This window comes from Rhizobium sp. RU33A (assembly GCF_900156055.1).
Classification (GTDB): domain Bacteria; phylum Pseudomonadota; class Alphaproteobacteria; order Rhizobiales; family Rhizobiaceae; genus Allorhizobium.
In genome coordinates this window covers 99700-125007 of the sequence record NZ_FTMQ01000004.1, presented here as the reverse complement: position 1 = coordinate 125007, position 25308 = coordinate 99700, and the positions used below count along the sequence as shown (strand labels likewise).

Below are 25308 nucleotides of genomic sequence, written 5' to 3'. Positions count from 1 at the left end.
GCAGCAAGCGGTTAAGCTGGGCATGGATCCGCTGCACAGGGTCGTTCGATACGAGTAACGACTCGGCTGCGTCGGTTTGGGAGGACTGACAATGAACATACGGGCGATGGTGGATGACGAGGTCACTCGGATATCCGAAATCATTGATCACTGTCGATCGATGGAAGGGCCGATGCTGCCCATTCTGCACAAGGTGCAGGAGGAGTTCGGCTTCATTCCGGAAGCCGCCAAACAAATCATCGCCAATGCGCTCAATCTGTCTCGCGCCGAAGTGCATGGCGTTGTCAGTTTCTATCATGATTTCCGTGCCCAGCCGGCCGGGCGCCATGTGCTGAAGCTCTGTCGCGCCGAGGCTTGCCAGTCGATGGGTGGTGAGCCTCTTGCTGACAAGATCAAGGCAGCACTCGGCATCGACTGGCATGAGACGACGCCTGACGGTGCTGTCACCCTCGAACCCGTCTTCTGTCTCGGCCTTTGCGCCCAAGCGCCGGCCGCCATGCTGGATGGTAAGTTGCACGCCCGCATCGATGAACACTGTCTCACCGACATTCTGGCGGAGGCGCGCTCATGAGCATTACCATCTTCGTTCCCCGCGATGCGGCAGCCCTTGCCGTTGGCGCTGACAAGGTGGCCGCAGCGATCGAGCGCGAAGCCAGGGCTCGCGGCCAGGATGTCACCATCGTTCGCAACGGCTCGCGCGGAATGCTGTGGCTTGAGGTGCTGGTCGAAGTCCGCACGGAGCACGGCCGCGTCGCCTATGGTCCGGTAAAGGCCTCCGACGTGCCGTCGCTCTTTGACGCAGGTTTTCTGACAGGTGGCGATCATCCGCTCGGCCAGGGCCTCACCAAGGATATCCCGTTCCTCAAGGGCCAGACGCGGCTCACCTTTGCTCGTTGTGGCGTCACCGATCCTTTGTCGCTCGACGATTACCGGCACTATCAGGGCCTCAAGGGTCTCGCCAATGCCATCGCCATGGCACCGGCCGACATCGTCAAGCAGGTCACCGATAGTGGCTTGCGTGGCCGTGGTGGCGCCGGCTTCCCGACTGGGATCAAGTGGAAGACGGTCGCGGACGCGAGTGCCGACCAGAAGTACATCGTCTGCAATGCGGATGAGGGCGATAGCGGCACTTTTGCCGACCGGATGATCATGGAGGGGGATCCCTTTGTCCTGATCGAGGGCATGGCGATTGCCGGTATCGCTGTCGGCGCGACCAAGGGTTACGTCTACACGCGCTCCGAATATCCGCATGCGATCGCCGTCATGGAAGAGGCGATCCAGATCGCCCGACGCGAGGGCATCCTCGGTTCGTCGGTCATGGGCTCGGTTTATGCCTTCGACATGGAAGTCCGCATGGGCGCCGGCGCCTATGTCTGTGGTGAGGAAACCTCGCTGCTGAACAGCCTTGAGGGCAAGCGCGGGATCGTGCGCGCCAAGCCGCCGCTGCCGGCACTGCAGGGCCTGTTCGGCAAGCCGACCGTCGTCAACAACGTCATGTCGCTCGCCTCCATTCCTGTCATCATGGATCGCGGCGCGCAGTTCTACCGGGATTTCGGTGTCGGCCGCTCGCATGGCACGATCCCGATCCAGCTCGCTGGAAATCTCAAGCATGGCGGCCTCTACGAGACCGCCTTCGGCCTGCCGCTCGGCCAGCTGATCAACGAGATCGGCGGCGGCACGATTTCCGGGCGTCCGGTCAAGGCAGTGCAGGTTGGTGGACCGCTGGGGGCCTATTTCCCGCCTTCGATTTTCAACACGATCTTCGACTATGAGGCCTTCACGGCTGCCGGCGGACTGATCGGCCATGCCGGTGTCGTCGTCTTCGACGATACGGCCGACATGCTGAAGCAGGCGCGTTTTGCCATGGAGTTCTGCGCGGTCGAAAGCTGCGGCAAGTGCACGCCCTGCCGTATCGGCTCAACGCGCGGCGTCGAGACCGTCGACAAGATCGCGCAAGGCATAGAGCCGGAGAAGAACAAGGTGCTGCTGGAGGATCTCTGCAACACCATGAAGTTCGGCTCGCTCTGCGCGCTGGGCGGCTTCACGCCCTATCCTGTCATGAGCGCCATGACGCATTTCCCGCAGGATTTCGCGCCGGCTCCGGTTCGGGAGGCGGCGGAATGAGTTGTCTTCGAGAAACTTGCGAGGCTGCCGAATCTGGTTCCCTCTTCTCCCCAGCGGGGAGAAGTGCCGAACGCAGTGAGGTGATGAGGGGGCCGCTTGCGCTAACGCTTACCCCCTCATCCGGCGTTACGCGCCACCTTCTCCCCGCTGGGGAGAAGAGATCACGCCAGCGCTTTGCCCGTCAGTGTCATCACGTCATGCACGCACTCCAGGAGGCCATCCATGCCCCTCGTTCCTGAAATCGATTACGGCACGCCCGCCTCGCGCTCAGAAAAACTGGTGACGCTCACCATCGATGGTCGCGAGATCACGGTGCCCGAGGGCACGTCGATCATGCGCGCCTCGATGGAGGCCGGCATTCAGGTGCCGAAGCTCTGCGCCACAGACATGGTCGATGCCTTCGGCTCCTGCCGCCTCTGTCTGATCGAGGTGGAGGGTCGCAACGGCACGCCCGCCTCCTGCACCACACCGGTCGCACCCGGCATCGTCGTCCACACCCAGACGGAGCGGTTGAAGGCCATCCGCAAGGGCGTGATGGAACTCTACATCTCCGACCACCCGCTCGACTGTCTGACCTGCGCTGCCAATGGCGACTGCGAATTGCAGGACATGGCAGGCGCTGTCGGCCTTCGCGATGTGCGCTACGGCTATGAAGGCGAAAACCACGTCAAGGCGCGGTCCACGGAAGGCGGCATCAATGCCCAGTGGATGCCGAAGGACGAGAGCAATCCTTACTTCACCTATGACCCCTCGAAATGCATCGTCTGCTCGCGCTGCGTTCGGGCCTGCGAAGAAGTGCAAGGCACGTTTGCGCTGACGATCGAAGGTCGTGGCTTCGACAGCCGCGTCTCGCCTGGCGCGCATGAAGCTTTCCTATCATCGGAATGCGTCTCGTGCGGCGCCTGCGTCCAGGCCTGCCCGACAGCGACGCTCACCGAAAAGTCCGTCATCGCCATCGGTCAGCCGGAACATTCCGTTGTCACAACCTGCGCCTATTGCGGCGTTGGCTGCTCGTTCAAGGCCGAGATGCGCGGCGAAGAGCTGGTGCGTATGGTGCCGTGGAAGGATGGCCAGGCGAACCGTGGCCATTCCTGCGTCAAGGGCCGCTTTGCCTATGGCTATACCAGCCACAAGGACCGCATCGTCAATCCGATGATCCGCGAAAAGATCACCGATCCCTGGCGCGAAGTCTCCTGGGACGAGGCCTATGCCTATGTCGCCTCTGAGTTCAAGCGCATCCAGTATCAGTATGGTCGCGAGTCGATCGGCGGCATCACCTCGTCGCGCTGCACCAACGAGGAAACCTTCCTCGTCCAGAAGCTGATCCGCGCCGGCTTTGGCAACAACAATGTCGACACCTGCGCCCGCGTCTGCCATTCGCCGACCGGCTATGGTCTCGGTCAGGCCTTTGGCACCTCCGCCGGCACGCAGAACTTCGACAGTGTCGAGCACTCCGACGTCGTCATGATCATCGGCGCCAACCCGACGGATGGCCACCCGGTCTTCGGTTCGCGTCTGAAGAAGCGCCTGCGCCAGGGCGCCAAGCTGATCGTCGTTGATCCGCGCCGGACCGATATCGTCCGCAGCCCGCATATCGAGGCAGCCTTCCATCTGCCCTTGAAGCCCGGCACCAACGTGGCGGTCATGACAGCTCTTGCGCATGTCATCGTCACTGAAGGCCTGTTTGCCGAAGCCTTCATCCGTGAGCGCTGCGACTGGTCAGAGTTCGAAGATTGGGCAGCTTTCGTAGCCGAGCCGCAGCATTCGCCGGAAGAAACCGAAAGCTTCACTGGCGTTCCGGCAGCCGATCTTCGCGGTGCGGCTCGCCTGTTTGCCACCGGTGGCAATGGCGCGATCTATTACGGCCTCGGCGTTACCGAGCACAGCCAGGGTTCGACGACCGTCATGGCGATTGCCAACCTCGCCATGGTGACTGGTAATCTCGGTCGTCCGGGTGTCGGCGTGAACCCCTTGCGCGGCCAGAACAATGTTCAGGGCGCCTGCGACATGGGCTCTTTCCCACACGAGCTACCGGGCTATCGACACATCTCCGACGATGCCACCCGCGAAACCTTCGAGAAGCTCTGGGGCGTAACCCTTCACAATGAACCGGGCTTGCGCATTCCCAACATGCTGGATGCGGCCGTCGAAGGCTCGTTCAAGGGCATCTACATCCAGGGCGAGGATATCCTGCAATCCGACCCGGATACCAAACATGTGTCTGCCGGTCTCGCTGCGATGGAATGCGTCGTCGTGCACGACCTCTTCCTCAACGAGACCGCCAACTACGCCCATGTCTTCCTGCCGGGCTCGACCTTCCTCGAGAAGGACGGCACCTTCACCAATGCCGAACGTCGTATCAACCGCGTTCGCAAGGTCATGACGCCGAAGAACGGGTATGCCGACTGGGAAGTCACGCAGAACCTCGCCAAGGCCATGGGGCTTTCCTGGAACTACACCCACCCATCGCAGATCATGGATGAGATTGCCGCATCGACACCAAGCTTTGCCGGTGTCTCCTACGACTATCTCGAAAAGATAGGCTCGGTGCAGTGGCCCTGCAACGAGAAGTTCCCGCTTGGTTCGCCGATCATGCATGTCGACGGCTTCGTGCGCGGCAAGGGCAAGTTCATCCGCACGGAATATGTGGCGACCGACGAACGCACCGGTCCGCGCTTCCCGCTGCTGCTGACAACCGGCCGTATTCTCAGCCAGTACAATGTCGGCGCCCAGACACGGCGGACCGAGAATGTCGTCTGGCATGAAGAGGACCGTCTGGAAATCCATCCGCATGATGCCGAACAACGCGGCGTCAAGGACGGCGACTGGGTGAAGCTCGCCAGCCGCTCCGGCGATACGACGCTTCGCGCGTTGATCACGGATCGTGTGGCGCCGGGTGTGGTCTATACGACCTTCCACCATCCGGGCACGCAGGCGAATGTCATCACGACGGACTTTTCGGATTGGGCGACCAACTGCCCGGAATACAAGGTCACCGCCGTGCAGATCTCGCCGTCCAACGGTCCAACCGAATGGCAGGAAGAATACGACGATCTGTCGAAACGGTCGCGCCGCATCGTCGGCAAGCTTGAAGCTGCGGAGTAACGCCGGGTGTCCGGAAGGCTCCCAGCCGTCGCCATAAGCTTCCCCTCGGTTGTCGTCAGGCATGGCCTGGTGTCCGAGGGCGAGCGCGCCATCCCGGAGGAGGTGCCCATTGCCTTCTCCTATAGTGGCTCGACCCATGCTGTGATGATGGCAACGCCCGACGATCTCGAGGACTTTGCCGTCGGCTTCTCCTTGTCGGAAGGCATCGTGCAGTCGGCAGTCGAAATCACCTCCGTCGAGGCTGTCGAAGCGGGGGATGGCATCGATCTTCAGATCGCATTGCAGGACGAGAATGCCGAAGCCTTGACGGCCCGCCGGCGGCAGATGGCAGGGCCCGTCGGCTGTGGCATGTGCGGCATCGAATCCATCGAACAGGCCATGCGCGTCGTTCCACATCTGGACGAAACCCATCTCCAGCTGTCGCTTCAGGACATCGCCTCGGCGGTCTGCGAGCTGCAGAACCATCAGGCGCTGAACCGCAAGACCCGGGCAGTCCACGGGGCCGGCTTCTATCTGCCGGGGCAGGGGGTTGTGGCCGTGCGTGAGGATGTCGGTCGCCACAATGCGCTCGACAAGCTCGTCGGCGCCATCGCCCTTGGCGGATGGCAGGCCTCAGAGGGCGCTGTGGTCGTGACCAGCCGGCTCTCCGTTGAGATGGTGCAGAAGGCCGCGATTGCCGGTAGCGCGATCCTTATCGCCATTTCAGCCCCGACGGCACTTGCTGTTCGCACCGCGCGAGACGCCGGCATGACATTGGTTGCGATTGCCCGTGATCAGGATTGCGAGGTCTTCAGCCGCCCTGATCGGCTTAATCTGAAAGGAATATCCGATGTCGCTTAGCCACACCGACGAAAAGCTGGTTCGCATGGCCAACCAGATTGCCGTTTTCTTCCTGTCGCAGCCGGAAACGGTGCGTGTGGAGGGCGTGGCGACGCATATCAACAAATTCTGGGAGCCGCGCATGCGGCGCCGCTTTTTCGAAATGATCGATCAGGGCCTGGGGGAGTTCCAGCCGCTCGTTGTCTCCGCATCCGCTGTCATCAAGCGTCCGGGTATGTCGGATAGCAATGCCGTCGGCCTTGGGGCAGATGCAGCTGAAGGTGCGCCCGGCGGCAAGGGACAGGTGGCAGGGGAGTCGCTGTCGGAACCGAGCATTCCGGAGGCCTGATCGGCACACAGATTCTGGTCGCTTGCCCGCGACGAGAGGGGTTCTTTTTTTAAAGGCTATTTTAGAGGAGGTACGGGCATGGCAGTAACAGGTGTAACATCGAAAGATTTTCAGGGGGCGGGTTTCCTGGACCGGGAGCGCATTGTCGCGCAGCCCGGATTTAATCGCTGGCTGGTCCCGCCGGCCGCCTTGGCCATCCATCTTTGCATCGGCATGGCCTATGGCTTCAGCGTCTTCTGGCTGCCGCTGACAAAGGCAATCCCGACTGCCGATCCGTCATGCTCCACCCTGACGCTGATCGGCGCCTTGTTCACCACGGACTGCAACTGGCGCGTGGCCGATCTTGGCTGGATCTACACCCTGTTCTTCGTCCTTCTCGGCTGTTCGGCAGCCATGTGGGGTGGCTGGCTGGAGCGGGTTGGCCCGCGAAAGGCCGGTTTCGTTTCGGCTTGCTGCTGGTGCGGTGGCATTCTCGTGGCCGCTGTGGGCGTCATGACCCACCAGCTCTGGCTGATGTGGCTCGGCGCTGGTGTCATCGGCGGCGTGGGCCTTGGTCTCGGCTATATCTCCCCGGTCTCGACCCTCATCAAGTGGTTCCCGGACCGTCGCGGCATGGCGACCGGCATGGCTATCATGGGCTTTGGCGGCGGTGCGATGATTGGCGCGCCCCTGGCAAACCTTTTGATGAACACCTTCAAGACCGACGTCACTGTCGGCGTCTGGCAGACCTTCGTCGTCATGGCGGTCATCTATTTCGTCTTCATGCTCGGCGGTGCCTTCGGCTATCGCATCCCGCCGGCTGGCTGGCGCCCTGAGGGCTGGACCCCGCCGGTTGCCAAAAGCTCGATGATCACCACCCGTCACGTTCATCTGCGCGATGCCCATAAGACCAAGCAGTTCTGGCTGATCTGGGCCGTACTCTGCCTTAACGTCTCTGCCGGTATCGGCGTTATCGGCATGGCCTCGCCCATGCTGCAGGAAATCTTTGCCGGCTCGCTGATTGGCGTTCCCGGTGTTGCATTTGCTGAACTGGACGCGAGCCAGAAGGCGCAGATTGCGGCAATTGCCGCTGGCTTTACCGGCCTTCTGTCGCTCTTCAACATTGGTGGACGCTTCTTCTGGGCGTCGATGTCGGACAAGATCGGTCGCAAGAACACTTACTTCTGCTTCTTCATCCTCGGCATCATCCTCTATGCACTGGCCCCGACACTGGCCGAAATGGGCTCCAAGGCCTTCTTCGTCATCGCCTTCGGCATCATTCTGTCCATGTATGGCGGTGGTTTCGCAACCATCCCGGCCTACCTCGCAGATATCTTCGGCACACAGTTCGTCGGTGCGATACACGGTCGTCTTCTGACCGCCTGGGCCACTGCCGGCATCGTCGGGCCTGTCGTCGTCAACTACATCCGCGAAGCACAAATCGCGGCTGGCGTGGCGCCGGGTCCGGAGCTCTATACGAGCACGATGTATATTCTGTCGGGTATGCTGGTGCTTGGTCTTGTTGCCAACGCCTTTGTCCGTCCCCTTTCCGACAAGTGGTTCATGTCGGATGAGGAAGTGGCCTCGCTTCAGGCAAAGACCGCTGCGGCAACGGCTGGCCCTACCGGCTCCTTCGGCATCGGCAAGGGCGGCCTCGATGCCAAGGCGGCTCTCGCCTGGGCCGTGGTCGGCCTGCCGCTCCTCTGGGGCGTCTGGGTCACGTTGAAGAGCAGCTTTGCTCTCTTCGGATAAGATCGGAAAGCCGGCCTCAGGGCCGGCTTTTTTCATGGGTGATCAATTCAGCCAGAGGTGGATGAGCGCCGCCTCTGGCGTCTGCTTTCCGCCGTTTTCGACGCCCGCCCCCCAAAGGCCGGCACCAGCGGCATAGCTGCCGGGCATGAGACCGCCGGCCTCGCACTGGCTGACACCCCGAATGCGTTTCCCAGCCGCAACTGCTTCAGCCAGAACCGAGATCAGCGCGGAGTCATCCATCGCCGTGCCTGAGCCGAAGAGCCTCAGCACGGCACCATCCAGCTTTGACAGGATGGCTTCAATTCCGTCTGCCGGCATGCCGGGGGAGAGCGTCAGTATGGCGAGTTTCTTCTCTTCAAACCGGCGGCGGCGCGGCGCAGACAAAGGATCTTGCGGTTGCGCCCTGAAGGCATCCGCCTCATGGCTGTTGTGCTTCACGAGGCCTGCTGCCTCCATCACCTTGTAGGCGAAGGCGAGATGAACACCCGGATCAGCCTCTAGTGCCGTTGCAATCGCAAGATCCAGATTGCCGTCGGCATCGCCCTCTTGGCCCAAGGGCACCATTGAGCCACACAGCACCACCTTCCGGTTCTCACCCGCCAGCGCTTGAGACAGGGCGGCGCCTGTAAAGGCCATGGTGTCGGTGCCATGGGTTATGATGACGGAAGCCTGCGGGTGGCTGCTGATCGCATCCAGCATGGCGTTCCAGTGCGTGGGGCCGACATCGGCACTGTCGAGCAGCGGCGCAAAGACCTGCGTTCGCAAGGTCACATGCTCTGGCAGACGTTCAGCGATGGCTGCTTCTACCAGGCCCGCTTTGGGTGCAAGCCCTGCCGGCGTCTCCGCCATTCCGATGGTTCCGCCGGTGTGGATCAGCAAAAGCTCCATGCGCTCATTCCTTCGTGCAATCGATGCGATCCCTTGCCGGATCTGCCTGTGCCCAACGCCTAAGCGAGGAGGGGCCCAATATCAACGGTCACCCGCACAGCAAAAAGGACAGCACGTTTCCGCACTGCCCTTTAATGAATTTAAGCTGTCCTAGTAATCAGGCGGCCAGGTCTTCCAGATCGCTGCCCTTGAACATCTTGGCGAGGTTCAGGAAGCAGATCATGCCGTTTTCATTGGCGATGATGCCTTCAGAGAAGGTCTTGTCGAAGGAAGCGGAGACTTCCGGAACCGGCTGAACCTGGCTCGACGGGATGGTCAGGATGTCCGATACGCGATCGACCAGCATGCCGATGACCATGTTGTGGACTTCGGCCACGACGATGGCCGAACGCTCGTTGGCAACCGTGCTTTTCATGCCGAGCTTGTAGGCAAGGTCGATGATCGGAATAACTGATCCGCGCAGGTTCATGACACCGATGACATCGGCCGGCGCATGCGGGATCGGCGTGGACGGCGCCCAGCCGCGGATTTCGCGGATAGTGGTCGTCTTGACGCAGAATTCCTGATCATGGAGCCGGAAGGCGATGATCTCGAGGGTCTCACTGCCGAAGCTGGTGGAGCTGATAGTTGCCATTAGAAATCTTCCCAACCTTCCTGTACCTTGGCCGCAGCGGCGCCACTTGTGGCGCGAGCGACACTCGCCATGAGTTTGCGTGCCGGTGATGCCACAGGTGAAGCATCTGGACGCGCTGACGTGACTTTATGCGAAGAGTATTGCCCAATTCTAAACTGTGACACGAGTTCGCGCAGGGATGCGGCCTGTTTTGCGAGGCTATGGCTCGCCGCAGTCGCTTCTTCCACCATGGCGGCATTCTGCTGGGTGTTCTGGTCCATGGCGTTGACCGCCTTGTTGATCTCGCAAAGGCCGGTCGACTGTTCGCGCGAAGCTTCGACGATCGCGGCGACATTGATATTGATGTCCTTGACCTCGATGACGATCTGCTCGAGCGCCTTGCCTGTCTCGCCGACCAGCTGGACACCGGTCTTTACCTGATCCGTGGAGGTGCTGATCAGCGTCTTGATTTCCTTGGCGGCGGTTGCCGAACGCTGCGCCAGTTCCCGCACTTCTTGGGCAACGACAGCAAAGCCCTTGCCGGCTTCCCCTGCGCGGGCGGCCTCCACGCCGGCATTCAGGGCCAGGAGGTTCGTCTGGAAGGCGATGTCGTCGATCACGCCGAGAATGTTGGAGATCTGCTTGGACGAGTTTTCGATCTGGCTCATCGCCTCGATGGCGTTCCTGACCACGAGCCCCGACCTTTCGGCGCCCTCCTTGGTGCGGGCAACGAGCTTGCCGGCTTCGCTGGCGCGCTTGGAGCTGTCGGCTACGGTCTGGGTAATCTGCTCCAGGGCCGCTGCCGTTTCCTCCACCGCTGCAGCCTGCTGCTCGGTTCGCTTGGAAAGACTGTCGGAGGCTTCGCGGATCTGCGACGATCCGGACGCGATCGCGTCGGTGTTGCAGCTGACGTTCTGCATCGCGGCTGCAACGCGTGCCATGGCGGCGTTGAAGTCGGTGCGAATCTGTTCGAGCGACGGGATGAAGGGCTTGTCGATCGTCGCCGTCAGGTCACCATGGGCAAGCGCCGTCAAACCCTTGGCGATCTCGTCGACGGCGTTGACGCGTCCGGTGATATCGGTCGCGTATTTGACGACCTTGAACACCCGTCCACTGGCATCGAAAATCGGGTTGTAGGATGCCTGGATCCAGACCACCTTACCGCCCTTGCCGACGCGCTTGAACTCTTCAGAGACGAATTTCCCCGCGGCGAGCGTCTTCCAAAAGTCGCGATAGGCCTCCGAGCGCGTATAGTCCGCCTCGCAGAACATGGAATGATGCTTCCCGGCGATTTCACCCAGCGAATAGCCGAGAGTCGAGAGGAAGTTCTCATTGGCCGTCAGGATCTCGCCTGTCGGCGTGAATTCGATTGTCGCCTGGACGCGGGAGATCGCCTCAAGCTTGCCCGCGTCTTCCGCCGCCCTCAGCTTCGCGGCCGTGATGTCGGTCGCAAACTTGACGATTTTCCAGAGCTTGCCGTTCTTAAAGATCGGGTTGTAAGAAGCCTGGATCCAAACCTCGCTCCCGTCTTTGCGGATGCGTTTGTATTCGCGGCTCTCGAACTGGCCGCGATTGAGCATGCTCCAGAAACCTCGGTAGTCAGCGGTCGCGGTATAGGCGGGATCACAGAAGATGCGGTGATGCTTGCCCTTTATCTCTTCCAGGCCATAGCCGAGCGCACGACAGAAATTCTCGTTTGCGGTTATGATGGTGCCGTCCAGTTTGAACTCGATGACGGCCTGCGAGCGACCGAGTGCATCCAGCACCGCCTTCGACTCCAGTCCGGGAAATGCAATCAGCGCCATATTGGCCCTCCAGAATGAGCTTGCACCGCAACCGGTGCTCCAGAGCCAATATTAGTCTTGTCGGCTTAAACAATGGTCAATGCTCGACAACCTGAGCATATACCGATGAACGAAATTCAGTCATTTCCCACATTTTTCAGGGGGTGAAATCCGACGAATTACAATTTATGCGTTAAATTTCGCTCATTTTTTTATATCTAGATATACAGGTATCATTTTAGCCACCCCTGGTCGGACGATCCAGGATCCGCCGGCCGAAGAGGCTCGCAGCCAGTTCTACCATGACGCGGGCGCTGCGGCCTCGGTCATCGAGAAACGGGTTGAGTTCAACGAGGTCGAGGGAGGAGACAAGCCCGCTGTCGTGCAGAAGCTCCATGATCAGATGCGCCTCGCGGAAGGTCGCACCGCCCGGAACCGTGGTGCCGACGCCGGGTGCAACCTCGGGATCGAGGAAGTCGACATCAAGGCTGACATGCAGCAGCGCGTTGGCCTCGCGGACATCAGCCAGGATGTGTTTGACGATGCTGCCCATCCCCTCTTCATCAATGGCGCGCATGTCATAAACATTGACGGCATTCTCCGAGATCAGTCGACGTTCCTCCTCGTCGACCGAACGAATGCCAACTTGATAGACATGGCGTGGATCGACGAAAGGCCGTTCTTTGGGAAGGATCGGGGCAAATTCAGCCTTGCCGCAGAAGAACGCGACGGGCATGCCATGGATATTGCCTGACGGAGAGGTCTCAGGCGCATTGAAGTCCGAATGGGCATCCAGCCAGAGCACGTAGAGCGGTCGGCCCACCTCACTTGCATAACGTGCCATGCCGGAAACGCTGCCCATGGAGAGGCTGTGATCGCCGCCGAGCAGGATCGGGACGGCACCGCCTGCCGCCGCCTCGTAGGTGGCAGCCTCGATCGCACGGGTGAAGGCTCCAACAACAGGCAGGTTCTTGGCGCGTGGCATGTCCGCCAGATCCGATGCGGGCTCCGGCCGAAGATCGCCGCGATCCTCGACGGTATAGCCGAGGTCACGCATGGCCGGACCGATCCCGGCAATGCGATAGGCTGCCGGCCCCATGGCACAGCCGCCGCGGCCCGATCCTTCCTCGAGCGGTACCCCGATGAGGGCGACAGTCTTCTGTTGCATGGCCATGTCTCGTCCTTCTCTTTTTTGACCCGCATGATCGGGCAAAGCGACGTTCTCAAAAAGGTGGAACTTCGTCACAAAGCGCTATAGTTTGCGCAGATCGCAACCATCATGTGACAGTTTGTAAAAAATGGACGACCTCGATCGCACCATCCTCGGCGCTCTACGCCAGAACGCCCGCCTGCCAGTCGCCTCGCTTGCGGCGATGACCGGGGCTTCGCGCGCGACGATTTCGGCCCGTATCGACCGGCTGGTGGCGAACGGCACGATTGCGGCCTTCACTATCCTGACCGGCAGCGAGATTCAGCCCAGCGGTGTCAGGGCGATCATCATGATCGAGGTTGTCGGGAAGTTTCACGACCGGGTGGCCCATCAGCTGCGCGGCATGCCCCAGGTGCGTTCCCTGCATAGCACGAACGGCAAGTGGGACTTCATTGCCGAGCTGGAGGAGCGGGATCTTGCGAGCTTCGATGAGACACTGCGACGGATCCGGCTGATCGAGGGGATCAACTTCACCGAAACCAACATTCTCCTCAAGACCAGCAAGGTCGCCTGATCGTTTCGACTGGCGACCGGCTCAGTATTCCTTCTCGTAGAAGATGCCGCCGCCGGCTCCGGATCCTCCGGCTTCCCCCTTCAGCTTCAATCCCCGGCCGATATCCAGGTTGATCGTCGCCTTGGCGCCGCCGGTGCCGCCCTGTTCCAGCTCGATATAGGTCCGGTCGTTCAGATACTTGCCGGCACTGATGCTGGTGCCCCCGGTCTCATCGGTCGAGATGTCGAGATCATCGATGCCGAGCGTGTTGCGCAGTGACTGGAAGAGCGAGGTGCCCTGTCCGCCGGCCAACTGCGCAGCCGCATCGGCGAGCTGGGCGATCTGCAGCGGCGACAGGCGCGACAGGGACTGGCCGAAGATCAACTGGGCGAGAATTTCGTCCTGGGGCAGAGCAGGGGTCGAGCTGAAGGTCACCTGCGGATTGCTGGCGAGCCCTGTCAGCAGGATGACGATGGTGGCGTTGCCGGAGGTGGTTGTTGCTTCCAGATCGAGCAGCGGGACGAGATCGCCGCCAAAGGTGATCGTAGCGCGGGTGATGTCCAGCCGCTTGGTCAGGATCTGCATGCGACCGCGCCTGAGTTCGAACGCGCCTGAGACGACCGGGGCAGCAGCGCTGCCGGTCAGGTTGATCGTTCCGCCGAGTTCCGCGTCGATACCACGACCCCGGATGAACGTCTGGGACGGCGAGGAAATGGTGAGGTCGAGTGCGATGGGGGCGCTTGCAGAGCGGCCCTCCGCCGGCGTTTGATCGGGTTGCTGCCGCAAGATTGCCGGCGGTGCATGGCGGTGTTCGATATCCAACGCCTCGAGGCTGGCAGGGCGGCTCTCGGAGAGGGTGATCGACGTGCGTGAAAGGTTGATCGCGCCGGCCAGTGTCGGGCCGTTCAGCAATTGCCCGGTGAGCGTCAGCCGCCCGTCCGCCGTGCTGGTCACCGTATTGCCATCGACATAGACGGCCTGGTCCAGGTTGATCGTCAGCTCCGCGGGCAGCCCCGGGTTTGCGATGTCGATGAATCCGCTTGCCGATATCCGTCCGCCGGTCGCGAGGTTTCCGGTGAGGCTGCCGATTTCGGCGCGCGTGCCGGTGAGGTTGACCGTCGTTGCAATCTGTTCGATCGCGAGGTTGCGTCTCACGTCGACGATACGGGCGCCGCTGGTGGACACGGTACCGGTGATGTTCGGCTGTGCGCCGGTTCCCCCGATCGTCAGGCTGACGCTGGCATTGCCCTCGGCGACGAAGCCCTGGGCGGCCAGCTGGCCGTTGGCGGCGGACAGGGGGACATCGCCCTGGACACGGATGTCTAGGCCAGGACCGTTCTGCAACAAAACCGTGCCGCCTGCGGTCAGGCCGATGCCGCCGCCATTGATGCGGCTGTCCAGGGTCAGGTTCTGGTTTTCGAACCGGCCGTTTGCCGTGATGCCGAGCGGAGGCACCCCAGCGCCCCGCGTCTGGGCGATCGCCGCGTTCTGCCAGTCGAGGCGATAATCCGCAATCGGTGCGGCAGGCGTCCCGCGCACCGTGACCGTGCCGGAGATCGTGCCTTCCGGAGCGATGTCGGGTGCCAGCGCGGCTGCGAGCGAGGCGGGAAGGGCGGTGATGTCGGCTGCGAGATCAAGCCTATCACCCACTGTTCCAGACAGGGCAATCCGGCCTGACCCTGCGGAAATGACGGTCTCGGCGATCGAGACCTGCCCGTCAGTCAGGCGAATAGAGGTGGGGGATGCCAAAGCGAGCGCAATGCCACGCGGCGCGGCGCTCAATTCTTCGATCGCGACAGCGAGGCCAGCATCTCCCTGGTTCAATGCGCCGCGGAGGCGCACAGGAGCATTGTCATACCGTCCGGTGACGTCGAAATCCGTGTCGGTGCCCGATCGCGTGAAGGCTAGTGTCACCGTATCCAGGCGGTTGGAGCCGGATGCTATACTCGCGGCGCGTACTGTGCCCTCGGCGGCGAGGGCCATCACGTCAGACAGTACAAGATCGATGGTCGGCTCTGCAATCGTCAGGGCACCTTGCCGGATTGCCGTGCCGGAGGCCTGAACGTCAGCCGCGAGCCGGCCCTCGCGAGAGGCGAGCGTCACTTCTCCCTTGAGATCGCCCGCGACGGTCTGACCGGCAAGCGCGGCAAGCAGGCTCAGATCCGGGAAGTCGAATGCAATGTCGCCGCTCGGCAGCATGTCCGGTCCAAGATCGAGGGCACCCGTCAGCCGGTTCGGACCAATGGCAAGATCGAGTGCAGCAACCCGCGTCACACCATCGGCACTGACGACTTGGGCCTTCGCATCGACCGGTTTCCCATCGATCTGGCCGCGTGCCGTCAGATTAGCGGAAGGCGCCTGGCGGTTTGCAACGCCGTCGAGTTGGAGCGTCAGATCGTCGATGCGATAACCGGCGGCTTGACCCTCTTCGACCGCGAGGGTGACGGACGCCTCGATCGCATCGAGTGGGCCGGAGGCCGACAGGTTGAAGGAGGCAGGCGCTTCAAGTCGTTCGACGAAAAGCCCGATGTCTCGAAGCTGGCCGGTCAGGTCGCTGGCGATCATGCCGTCCTGGTCGAGTGAAAGAGAACCTTCCGCCTGGGCGATGTCGCTGGTCAGGACGATCTCCCGCAGTGCCACCGCGCTCGGAGCGACGAAATCGACCCGGGCCGACAGGTCGACGGGACCGTTGAGCCGGCTCGAAAGTGCGGGAGGCAGCATGTCGGGTTCGGCCCGAACGGCGAGACGCCCGGAAAATCCGTTGTCGGCGAGCGTATACTGGCCGGAGCCTTGCAGGTCGAGGCCGTTGCTGTCGAAGACCAACTGCTCAAAGGCGATCGTTTCCGACGTCACGGTCAGCGGCGCTGTCAGTGTCAGCGGACCCCGGATATAGGGGCGGATGGACTCGTCGCGGATGTCTGTTCCCTGGATCGATGTCTGAAGGTTAATCGGTCCCGAGCGGTTTGCCAGGTCGAAGCTGTCACTGTCGGCGGAGAGCGTCAGATCCGAGAAGCTGCCCTGGGGAACGGTGATTTCTGCCAGATCGGCGCGCAGCGACAGGCTTGCGGCCGGTGCCTGTCCGGTGACGGCAAGATCGAGGCTCCGAAGCCTTACGCCGCCGGTGAAATCGGGCGACTGCGAGGTGATGCCGACCGGCTCACCGGTTGCACGGGCCGCCAGCCTGAGATCGTTTTGACCGTTCGGATCGTAAAGACCGGCGGCCTCGACTTCGGCCGTAGCGGTGGCAAACCGGCCCCGTTCGATGGCAACCGATCCGTCTGCACCCAGTCGGGCCGCGACATCGATCGACGTTTCCCCGACCATGACATCACGCAGTTCCGGTGGAACGAGCCCGGCAAAGAGGCCGCCGCCATTTGCTGTCAGCGTTCGCATTCCGTCTTGGGTAAGTTTGTGGGTGACATCGACGGTAATCGTGCGTTCGCCGTTGAGCGACGCCATGACTTCGCCTGCCCAGTCATCGAGCCGGCCGTCGCCGTTCACCTTGATCGCCAGGGCCGGAAGACCGGGCAATTGCAAGGTCTCGCCGAGAAGACCTGCCGGCGGCTCTTGGTAGTCCAGGTTGATGCGCAACTGGTTGTCGTTCGGCGCATAGAGCAGGTCGACCACGGCATTGTTGCCGGGATCATCGAGCCGTGTTGCGGTCAGTCGGCTTGCGATGGTCTCGCCAACGATCGTCAGTGACCCCTGTGCCGAAAGGTCTAGATCGCGCTCTGCGATGGCCGCCCCGATTTCAATCGACGGGAGGTCGATCGAGGCGACATCGATCTCAACCGGCAAGGAGAACGGCTCGTCCGTCTGCGGTTCTTCGGAGGGAAGCGGTGCGCGTTCGACAGTCACCTGTCGTGCCGTGATGCGTTCGGCCGTGAAGCGCTTGCGGATCAGATCGCGTGGCGTCCAGTCGAGCGAAAGATCATCGATGGTCGCGTAGATGCCCCGACTGTCCGCCACCGTAATCTGATCGACGGAAAACTGGCTGCTGAGCAGTGGTCCGGTGCCGGTCAAAGTGATCTGCTGATTGTCGGTCGAGATGAGCTTGGCAATCTGGTCGGCGAGAAACTGGCTGCCCGTGCGCGAAAAGCCGCCGACGAGAATGACCACCACAAAGAGCGCGATCAGCGCTGCCACCAGGCCGCCCAGCAGGCGAATCGTCCAGGTCAGGATGCGCTTCAACCAGATCATGTTCACTATCGTCCTGTCTTGCCCGGTCAGAAGCTCTGGCCGATGCCGGCATAGATTGCATAACGGCTGCCGCCATCATTCGGGTCCAGGGGAACCGCTACGTCGAGCCGCAAAGGACCGAAGGGAGTCATGTAGCGCAGACCGACCCCTGCGCCCATCTTGATGTCCGAGAAATCGGGCACTGTGGTGTCGGTGACCGTGCCAATGTCGAAAAAGGGCACGATGCCGATCGTGTCGGTCACACCGATACGGGCTTCGAGATTGGCCGTCACATAGGATCGGCCGCCGGTGCCCTCGTCAGACGCCGTCCGCGGCGTGATTTCCTGGAAGGAATAACCGCGCACCGAACCACCACCGCCGGCGAAGAAGCGTCGGGTCGCGGGGATGGCGGAGAGATCGCCACCGCCTACCAGTGTTCCTGCGTTCAGGCGACCCGCAAGCACGAAGCGGTCCTCCTCGCCGAAGCCGAGATAGGCTGAAATCGAGCCCTCGAGCGAGGTGAAGAAGGTCTGGCCGAAGAAATCGTAGCTCGGTGTCAGCGAGATGGTGCCGTAATGGCCCTCGGTGGCGTTCAGCCGGTTGTCGCGCGTGTCCCTGATGTAGCCGAGCGGTACGCCGAAGGTCAGGTATTCATTACCGTCGCCGAAGGCGTCGTCGATGCTGTCATAAGCCAAGGATATACCGGCATTGACGATGTCGGTATCGGTCAGTTCATAGGCATAGGATACCTTGCCCGTCACCGTTGCGGCGTCATAGTAGTCTGTTTCGAGCGTGCTGCCCTTGATGCTGGCCTCGAGCGTTCCCGAGGGGACGAAGGCGCCCGGCTTGATGAAGGTGATACCGGCCGTGTAGTCGAGCGAGGTTACGTCGCTGACGTCCTTCAATTCTCCAAGCCCGCGCACCGCGCCTTCGACCCTGAGCGATTCCGCCTGGCCGAACAGATTCCGGTGGCCCCAATAGCCTTCGATGCCGCCGCCATCGAGCGAAGAGTAACTCGCGCCGACGCCGAAGTAGCGGTGTTTGCCTTCGGAGACGGTGATGCCGATCGGCAGGGATCCGCTCGGGTCCAGTCCGTCCGCTTCGTTGACGGTGACCGAGGAGAAGACGCCGAGTGTGCGCAGTCTCTCGCCTGCCTTTCGCAACTGCTCGGGCGAATAGGTCTGGCCCGGCCTCAGCCGCGAGTAGTAGGCGATGAACTCCGAATCGACTGTCCGAGCGCCCTTGACGGAGACGGCGCCGAGTGGCGCGACGGGCCCCGCTTCGACCGCGATCGTCACGTCGACGGTATTGGTCTCGTGGTCGGCGACGACTTGACGGCGGGTCACGTTGGTCAGTGGCCTGCCTTGTTCCTTGAGGCGCTCGGCCATCTGTTCCGCCGCGCGCAGGATGACCAGCGAGCCCGCATTGCCGCCCGGGGCAAGATCGAATTCTTCCGGGTCGAGACGCGCCGCATCACCCTCGAGGCTGACCTCGCCCAGTTCAAAGGTCGGACCTGGCTGCACGGAGATGGCGACCGGCACGGGGCGCGAGCGGTCAAAGACCGGGTTCGGCGGCAGACTGTCGATGTCGCGACCGTCGATCGTCACGGTGACGATGCCGCCATAGAGCGCGTTTTCGTAGAGTGTCGCAATGAGGCGATCGCGATCGTCTCGGGCCTTGATGACGAGGCCAAGATCGCCAGACACCGGCTGATCTTCGTCAGCAATCAGCAACGATGTGCGTTCCAGAGATTTCTTCAAGGCGCGATCGGCGTCGCCGGTGTCAAGGACAATGCTGAAATCGACGGGATCGATGATGTCGCGGTCGGCTTCGTCGCTGCCGAAAAGACGGATTCCGAATAGCTCGAAAGCGTAGGCTTGCGAGGTTATGCCGACGGACAGGGGGCTCGCGACGGTCAGTAACAGCCCGAGCCGGAACGCATGACTAAATTTCGGCAATGTCCATCCACTTGGTCTCGGCATGTCGCTTTCATCGCGATCCGTCAGGCACTCCCCACCCGGCGGACAACTTAGGCGGAAATGCGCCTCATAGCATACCCCCTTTTTAAGCACTCATGAAAAAAGGCGGGAAGTGTTGCTTCCCGCCCTGTCTCGTTTGCGGCAAATGCGTCAGTAGCTGCGCGGGCAGGCGTCGATGTAACGGTTGCCGTAGCGGTCGCGGTAGTAGCACTGGCCCGGCTGTTCCGAGACGCGACCGATAACGGCACCTGCAACGCCGCCGATGGCCGCACCGACAGCGGCACCCCGGACGTTGCCCGTGGCAATGCCACCGATGATGGCGCCGGAGGCAGCGCCGATGCCGGCACCTCGTTCCGTCTGGCTGCAGCCTGCGACCGAAAGGCCGACCAGCATCAGCACAAGAGCTTTCTTCATCTTCATCTCTCCAAGTTCCACGCGTCCGGTCGAGCCGGTCTTGTTTTGACACTTTGCCCCGCCGCTCGAGCACTCCCCACGCGGCTTCAGGCTTTCATCAGCATAGCCCCGACTCTTGGAAAGTCCATGGCCGTGGCTCACACCCGATGGGTGCGCCACTTCATGAGACACCGAAGATGAACCCAGGATTTACAGGCGGTTTGATGCTGCAATGCGGCACAGATTTTTTCGTTTGCGACCTTCTGGACAGTTGCACATGTCACATAAAACTCACACCATGCTTCCCGTGTCCGGGAGAGACACGAGGAGGAACAACATGGCTAAAGTGACACTGACGGTGAATGGCCGGACAGTGAGCGGAGAGTGCGAGGATCGCACCCTGCTCGTGCATTTCATTCGCGAAAAACTTGGTCTGACGGGAACGCATGTGGGCTGCGATACCACGCAATGCGGTACCTGCGTCGTTCACATGGACGGCAAGTCGATCAAGAGCTGTTCGATCCTGGCCGTCCAGGCGTCGGGATCCTCGATCACCACGATCGAGGGCCTTTCTTCCGGTGGCGAGTTGCATCCGGTGCAGGCGGCCTTCAAGGAGCATCACGGCCTGCAATGCGGCTTCTGTACGCCGGGTATGGTGATGACGGCGCTCGACATGATCTGTCGTCACAACGGTGCGCTCGACGAGGCCACCGTCCGCCATGAGCTCGAAGGCAATATCTGTCGCTGCACGGGCTACCACAACATCGTCAAGGCCGTGCTCTCGGCCAACGAAGCGATGACCGCCGGCCGTCAGGCCGCCGAATAGGGAGGGATGTAGGATTTAGCCAATAGCCAATGGAGCTGCTCCGTCGGAGAAGCTTCGGGCACGGACTTTCGGTCGCGTCGAGCATAGTCGTGACGCTGTAGGTCCAATCACTATTTGCTACTGCCTACTGCCTACTGCCTAAGACCTAATTCCTGTTTCTCTGGAGGAGAAGAAAATGGGTGTTGAAGGAATCGGCGCACGTGTGGCGCGCAAGGAAGACAAGCGTTTCCTAACCGGCAAGGGCCGGTATACCGACGACATGGTCGTCCCCGGCATGAAATATGCCTATTTCGTCCGGTCGCCCTATGCGCATGCCAAGATCACATCAATCGATGTTTCCGCGGCCAAGGCCATGCCGGGTGTCATCGACGTGCTCGACGGCAAGCAGCTATTGGCCGATGGCATCGGCAACCTGATTTGCGGCTGGATGGTCCATTCCAAGGACGGCACGCCGATGAAGATGGGCGCCTGGCGGCCGCTGGCGCACGAAACCGTACGGTATGTCGGCGATGCCGTCGCGATCGTCGTCGCCGATAGCATCGGCGAGGCCCGCGATGCCTCCGAAGCCGTCGTCGTCGAATACGAAGAATTGCCTGTCGTCACCGGTGCTGTAGATGCGCTGAAATCAGGCGCGCCGCAGATCCATCCGGAAGCCCCCGGCAACCTGATATTCGACTGGGAGATCGGCGACAGCGCCTTGGCGGATGCCGCGATCGCGAGCGCCGCACATGTCACCGAGATCGAGATCCTCAACAACCGCCTCTCGCCCAACCCGATGGAGCCGCGCGCGACGCTCGGCATCTACGACACGGCGGAAGACCATTACACCTGCTACACCACCTCGCAGAACCCCCATGTCGCGCGCCTCGTCATGAGCGCCTTCTATAACGTGGCGCCCGAGAACAAGTTGCGCGTCATCGCACCCGATGTCGGTGGTGGCTTCGGCTCGAAGATTTACATCTATCCGGAGGAAATCGTCTGTCTCTGGGCCTCGAAGAAAACCGGCGTGCCGGTCAAGTGGACCTCTGACCGGACGGAAGCCTTCCTCACCGATGCGCATGGTCGCGACCATGTCTCCAAGGTGAAGATGGCCTTCGACAAGGACAACAACATCATCGGCCTCAAGGTCGACACGATCGCCAATCTCGGCGCATACATGTCGCTCTTCTCGTCCTCGGTGCCGACCTATCTCTACGCAACGCTGCTGTCGGGCCAGTATGCGATCCCGGCAATCCATGCCAATGTCCGCACGGTCTATACCAATACAGTGCCGGTCGATGCCTATCGCGGCGCCGGGCGTCCCGAGGCGACCTATCTGCTGGAGCGCACCGTCGAAACGGCCGCGCGAGAACTCGGCGTATCCCCGGCAGACCTCCGCCGGCAGAACTTCGTTCGCACCTTCCCGTACCAGACGCCTGTCATCATGTGTTACGACGCGGGCGATTACGACGCCTCGTTGGATGCTGCGATGGGCGCTGCCGACTGGAACGGTTTCCCTGCCCGCAAGGCGGAAGCTGCACGGCGCGGCAAGCTGCGCGGGATCGGCATGAGCTGCTATATCGAGGCCTGCGGCATCGCGCCGTCGGCGGCGGTCGGCTCGCTCGGCGCTGGCGTGGGCTTGTGGGAATCAGCTGAGGTCCGCGTCAATGCGGTCGGCACGGTCGAAGTGCTCACCGGCTCGCACAGCCATGGCCAGGGCCATGAGACCACCTTCGCCCAGCTCGTCTCCGAACGCTTCGGCCTGCCGATCGACAATGTCTCCATCGTGCATGGCGATACCGACAAGGTGCAGATGGGCATGGGCACCTATGGTTCCCGTTCCGGTGCCGTCGGCATGTCGGCGATCGTCAAGGCGCTCGACAAGGTCGAGGCCAAGGCGAAAAAGATCGCAGCCCATCTGATGGAAGCCGACGAGAGCGACATCGTCATCGAAAATGGCGAGCTCAAGGTCGCCGGGACCGACAAGACGCTGCCCTGGTTCCAGGTGGCGCTAGCCGCCTATACCGCACACAACCTGCCGTCCGGCATGGAGCCGGGCTTGAAGGAGGGTGCCTTCTACGATCCCTCAAACTTCACCTTCCCGGCCGGCTGCTACATCGCGGAAGTCGAGGTCGATCCGGAAACCGGCAAGACCGAGATCGTCCAGTTCGTCGCTGCAGACGACTTCGGCAACATCATCAATCCGATGATCGTCGAGGGCCAGGTGCATGGCGGTATCGCACAGGGCATCGGCCAGGCCCTGCTGGAAGCCGTGCATTACGATCCGCAGACGGGCCAGCTGCTCACGGCAAGCTACATGGATTACGCCATGCCGCGCGCCGACGACCTGCCGTCCTTCAACGTCTCGCACCAGAACACGCCGTGCCCGGGCAATCCGCTCGGCATCAAGGGCTGCGGCGAGGCCGGTGCCATCGGTTCGCCGCCGGCGCTGATCAACGCGATCACCGATGCAATCAGCAATAACGACCTCAACATGCCGGCGACGCCGCTTGCCGTCTGGAGTGCGCTCCAGGCCAATGCGACCCGCCAGGCAGCCGAATAAGGGAGGAGAGGACCATGCAGCTCTATTCCACCAGCTACCATCGCGCCTCTTCCGTCGAGGATGCCGGAAAGCTCTTGTCCGGTGCCGAAGACGGCAAGTACATCGCCGGCGGCCAGACGCTGATCGCGGCGCTCAAGCAGCGCCTCGCCCAGCCGTCGGACCTTGTCGATCTGCGCCACATCGACACCCTCAAGGGCATCAAGGTGGACGGTCGTCGCGTCACCATCGGCGCGGCCGCCACCCATGCGGAAGTCGCGTCGTCGGCAGCTATCCGTGCAGTCTGCCCGGCGCTTTGTCATCTGGCCTCGATGATCGGTGACCCGCATGTGCGCCACATGGGCACGATCGGCGGTTCCGTCGCCAATGACGATCCAGCTGCCGACTATCCGTCGGCCGTGCTCGGCCTCGGGGCGACTGTCGTCACCAATGCGCGCGAGATCGCGGCTGACGACTTCTTCACTGGCCTGTTCGAAACAGCGCTTGCCGAGGATGAAATCATCACGGCCATCCGTTTCGACGCGCCGGAGAAGGCTGCCTATGCCAAGTTCGCCAACCCGGCCTCGCGTTATGCGATGACCGGCGTCTTTGTGTCGAAAGGTGCAGGGGGCGTTCGTGTCGCCGTGACCGGTGCCGGATCGTCAGGCGTCTTCCGCCATGCCGGACTGGAGGCTGCTCTCTCGACCAACTGGTCAGCGCAAGCTGTCGCAGGTGTCGAAATTGATTCGTCGGAGCTGATGTCGGACCTACATTGCACTGCAGAATACCGCGCAAATCTGATCCGGGTGATGGCGAAGCGGGCTGTTCAGGCCTCCTGATCGCTCCCGTTTTCCCGCAAAAACGGAAAAGGGCGGCTTAGGCCGTCCTTTTTCTCCAAGTTTGACGCAGATCAAGTTCGAATGACTACGAACCGTTAGGATGTATGTGTAAGGCTTCTAATGTTCGCGCCTTTTGTCGCAGTTTAGAATGAATGTACAATGCCGGGGTTGACCGCGCTGCCCGAGATACTCAAAAGGGTATCAAATACTGGAGTGACAGGAATGGATTTCGAGGCGTTTTTCACGGAGCAGCTGGCGGGACTTCACGAGGAAGGCCGCTACCGCGTCTTCGCTGATCTCGAACGCCAGCGTGGCAATTTCCCCCGCGCGACCCGCTACACCGAAAACGGCACCCAGGACGTCACCGTCTGGTGTTCCAACGACTATCTCGGCATGGGCCAGAACCCTGTTGTCATCGATGCCATGAAAAAGGCGATCGATGACTGTGGCGCGGGTGCGGGAGGCACCCGGAATATCTCTGGCACCAACCACTATCACGTTCTTCTCGAACGCGAACTTGCCGATCTGCACGGCAAGGAGTCGGCGCTGATCTTCACCTCGGGCTATGTCTCCAACTGGGCAGCGCTCGGCACGCTCGGTGCCAAGATCCCGGGCCTGATCATCTTCTCCGACGCCCTCAACCATGCCTCGATGATCGAAGGCATTCGCCATTCCAAGGCCGAACGCGTCATCTGGAAGCATAACGACGTCAAGGATCTCGAAGCCAAGCTTGCTGCCGCCGATCCCAAGGCGCCGAAGATGATCGCATTCGAGTCCGTCTATTCGATGGATGGCGACATCGCGCCGATCAAGGAAATCTGCGATCTTGCCGACAAGTACGGCGCGATGACCTATCTAGACGAAGTCCATGCGGTCGGCATGTACGGCGCCCATGGCGGCGGCATTGCGGAGCGCGAAGGCCTGATGGATCGCCTGACGGTGATCGAAGGCACGCTTGGAAAGGCCTTCGGCGTCATGGGTGGCTATATCGCTGCCTCGACAGCACTTTGCGATTTCGTCCGCTCGTTTGCCTCGGGCTTCATCTTCACGACGGCGCTTCCGCCGGCACTCGCTGCCGGCGCTGTCGCCTCGATCCGCCATCTCAAGACCAGCCAGGTGGAGCGCTTCGCCCATCAGGAGCGCGTACGTCGTCTGCGTGCCATGCTCGACAAGGCCGGCATTCCGCATATGCCGAACCCGAGCCATATCGTGCCGGTCATGGTCGGCGATGCCGCCAAGTGCAAGTGGATCTCCGATCTGCTGCTCGACAACTGTTCCATCTACGTGCAGCCGATCAACTATCCGACGGTCCCGAAAAAGACCGAGCGGCTGCGCATCACCCCGACGCCTCTGCATTCGGACGCCGATCTCGAACATCTCGTCGGCTCGCTGCACCAGCTCTGGTCGCGCTGCGCGCTCGCCCGTGCGGTGGCTTGATCGCCTCATAGCAGACCTTCA

General features: G+C 61.7%; 18 protein-coding genes. 11 read left to right on the top strand and 7 right to left on the bottom strand.

What is annotated here, in order from left to right; genetic code table 11:
* Nucleotides 1-91 precede the first annotated feature (91 nt).
* The 6 genes from BW978_RS15905 (at nucleotide 92) to BW978_RS15880 (ending at nucleotide 8128) form a co-directional block, all read left to right on the top strand.
* Nucleotides 92-571 carry a formate dehydrogenase subunit gamma gene (locus BW978_RS15905; protein ID WP_076396773.1) on the top strand — a complete coding sequence of 160 codons (480 nt, stop codon included), beginning with the start codon at nucleotides 92-94 and terminating at the stop codon, nucleotides 569-571.
* On the top strand, nucleotides 568-2124 hold the full coding sequence (locus BW978_RS15900; RefSeq protein WP_076396771.1) for a formate dehydrogenase beta subunit: 1557 nt from the start codon (nucleotides 568-570) through the stop codon (nucleotides 2122-2124). The genes BW978_RS15905 and BW978_RS15900 overlap by 4 nt, the downstream gene beginning before the upstream one ends.
* 222 nt (nucleotides 2125-2346) lie before the next feature.
* Nucleotides 2347-5229: a formate dehydrogenase subunit alpha gene (fdhF, locus tag BW978_RS15895; RefSeq protein ID WP_076396769.1), complete on the top strand. Its 2883-nt coding sequence runs from the start codon at nucleotides 2347-2349 to the stop codon at nucleotides 5227-5229.
* A gap of 33 nt (nucleotides 5230-5262) precedes the next feature.
* Complete coding sequence (gene fdhD / locus BW978_RS15890; protein WP_076397102.1) at nucleotides 5263-6069, top strand: formate dehydrogenase accessory sulfurtransferase FdhD; 807 nt, start codon at nucleotides 5263-5265, stop codon at nucleotides 6067-6069.
* Nucleotides 6059-6397 (top strand): formate dehydrogenase subunit delta, encoded by a 339-nt coding sequence (locus tag BW978_RS15885; protein ID WP_076396767.1) that lies wholly within the window; start codon nucleotides 6059-6061, stop codon nucleotides 6395-6397. Before fdhD ends, BW978_RS15885 begins: the two co-directional genes overlap by 11 nt.
* Nucleotides 6398-6475: 78 nt before the next feature.
* Nucleotides 6476-8128 (top strand): OFA family MFS transporter, encoded by a 1653-nt coding sequence (locus tag BW978_RS15880; RefSeq protein WP_076396765.1) that lies wholly within the window; start codon nucleotides 6476-6478, stop codon nucleotides 8126-8128.
* Nucleotides 8129-8170: 42 nt separating this feature from the next.
* On the opposite strand, the gene BW978_RS15875 is transcribed toward BW978_RS15880, so the two are convergent.
* The 4 genes from BW978_RS15875 to rocF form a co-directional block, all read right to left on the bottom strand.
* Entirely contained in the window at nucleotides 8171-9016 is an 846-nt protein-coding gene (locus BW978_RS15875; protein ID WP_076396763.1) for an asparaginase, read from the bottom strand.
* 157 nt (nucleotides 9017-9173) lie between these two features.
* Nucleotides 9174-9650 carry a chemotaxis protein CheW gene (locus tag BW978_RS15870; protein WP_006724495.1) on the bottom strand — a complete coding sequence of 159 codons (477 nt, stop codon included), beginning with the start codon at nucleotides 9648-9650 and terminating at the stop codon, nucleotides 9174-9176.
* A complete protein-coding gene (locus BW978_RS15865; protein WP_139330577.1) occupies nucleotides 9650-11434 on the bottom strand; it encodes a methyl-accepting chemotaxis protein in 1785 nt (594 codons plus the stop codon). Before BW978_RS15865 ends, BW978_RS15870 begins: the two co-directional genes overlap by 1 nt.
* Nucleotides 11435-11651: 217 nt before the next feature.
* Complete coding sequence (rocF, locus tag BW978_RS15860) at nucleotides 11652-12587, bottom strand: arginase (RefSeq protein WP_076396761.1); 936 nt, start codon at nucleotides 12585-12587, stop codon at nucleotides 11652-11654.
* 124 nt (nucleotides 12588-12711) lie between these two features.
* Between rocF and BW978_RS15855 the strand changes: the two genes are divergently transcribed.
* Nucleotides 12712-13137: an Lrp/AsnC family transcriptional regulator gene (locus BW978_RS15855; protein WP_006724498.1), complete on the top strand. Its 426-nt coding sequence runs from the start codon at nucleotides 12712-12714 to the stop codon at nucleotides 13135-13137.
* Nucleotides 13138-13158: 21 nt separating this feature from the next.
* Here the strand turns inward: BW978_RS15855 and BW978_RS15850 are convergent, their stop codons facing one another.
* The 3 genes from BW978_RS15850 to BW978_RS15840 all read right to left on the bottom strand — a co-directional run bounded on the left by BW978_RS15850 (nucleotide 13159) and on the right by BW978_RS15840 (nucleotide 19688).
* Nucleotides 13159-17316 (bottom strand): translocation/assembly module TamB domain-containing protein, encoded by a 4158-nt coding sequence (locus BW978_RS15850; RefSeq protein ID WP_076396759.1) that lies wholly within the window; start codon nucleotides 17314-17316, stop codon nucleotides 13159-13161.
* Between the two features lie 26 nt (nucleotides 17317-17342).
* A complete protein-coding gene (locus BW978_RS15845) occupies nucleotides 17343-19277 on the bottom strand; it encodes an autotransporter assembly complex protein TamA (RefSeq protein WP_083697612.1) in 1935 nt (644 codons plus the stop codon).
* A gap of 147 nt (nucleotides 19278-19424) precedes the next feature.
* Nucleotides 19425-19688 (bottom strand): glycine zipper domain-containing protein, encoded by a 264-nt coding sequence (locus BW978_RS15840; RefSeq protein ID WP_054149957.1) that lies wholly within the window; start codon nucleotides 19686-19688, stop codon nucleotides 19425-19427.
* A 316-nt stretch (nucleotides 19689-20004) separates the two neighbouring features.
* On the opposite strand from BW978_RS15840, the gene BW978_RS15835 reads away from it, so the two are divergent.
* From BW978_RS15835 to hemA, 4 genes are all read left to right on the top strand, one after another.
* Nucleotides 20005-20493 (top strand): (2Fe-2S)-binding protein, encoded by a 489-nt coding sequence (locus BW978_RS15835; protein ID WP_054149870.1) that lies wholly within the window; start codon nucleotides 20005-20007, stop codon nucleotides 20491-20493.
* Between the two features lie 175 nt (nucleotides 20494-20668).
* Nucleotides 20669-23035: a xanthine dehydrogenase family protein molybdopterin-binding subunit gene (locus tag BW978_RS15830; protein WP_076396757.1), complete on the top strand. Its 2367-nt coding sequence runs from the start codon at nucleotides 20669-20671 to the stop codon at nucleotides 23033-23035.
* Between the two features lie 14 nt (nucleotides 23036-23049).
* The gene (locus tag BW978_RS15825; RefSeq protein ID WP_076396755.1) at nucleotides 23050-23850 is read left to right on the top strand and encodes an FAD binding domain-containing protein; all 801 of its coding nucleotides are present in this window, start codon (nucleotides 23050-23052) and stop codon (nucleotides 23848-23850) included.
* Nucleotides 23851-24072: 222 nt separating this feature from the next.
* Nucleotides 24073-25287: a 5-aminolevulinate synthase gene (hemA, locus tag BW978_RS15820; protein ID WP_076396753.1), complete on the top strand. Its 1215-nt coding sequence runs from the start codon at nucleotides 24073-24075 to the stop codon at nucleotides 25285-25287.
* Nucleotides 25288-25308: the final 21 nt, after the last annotated feature.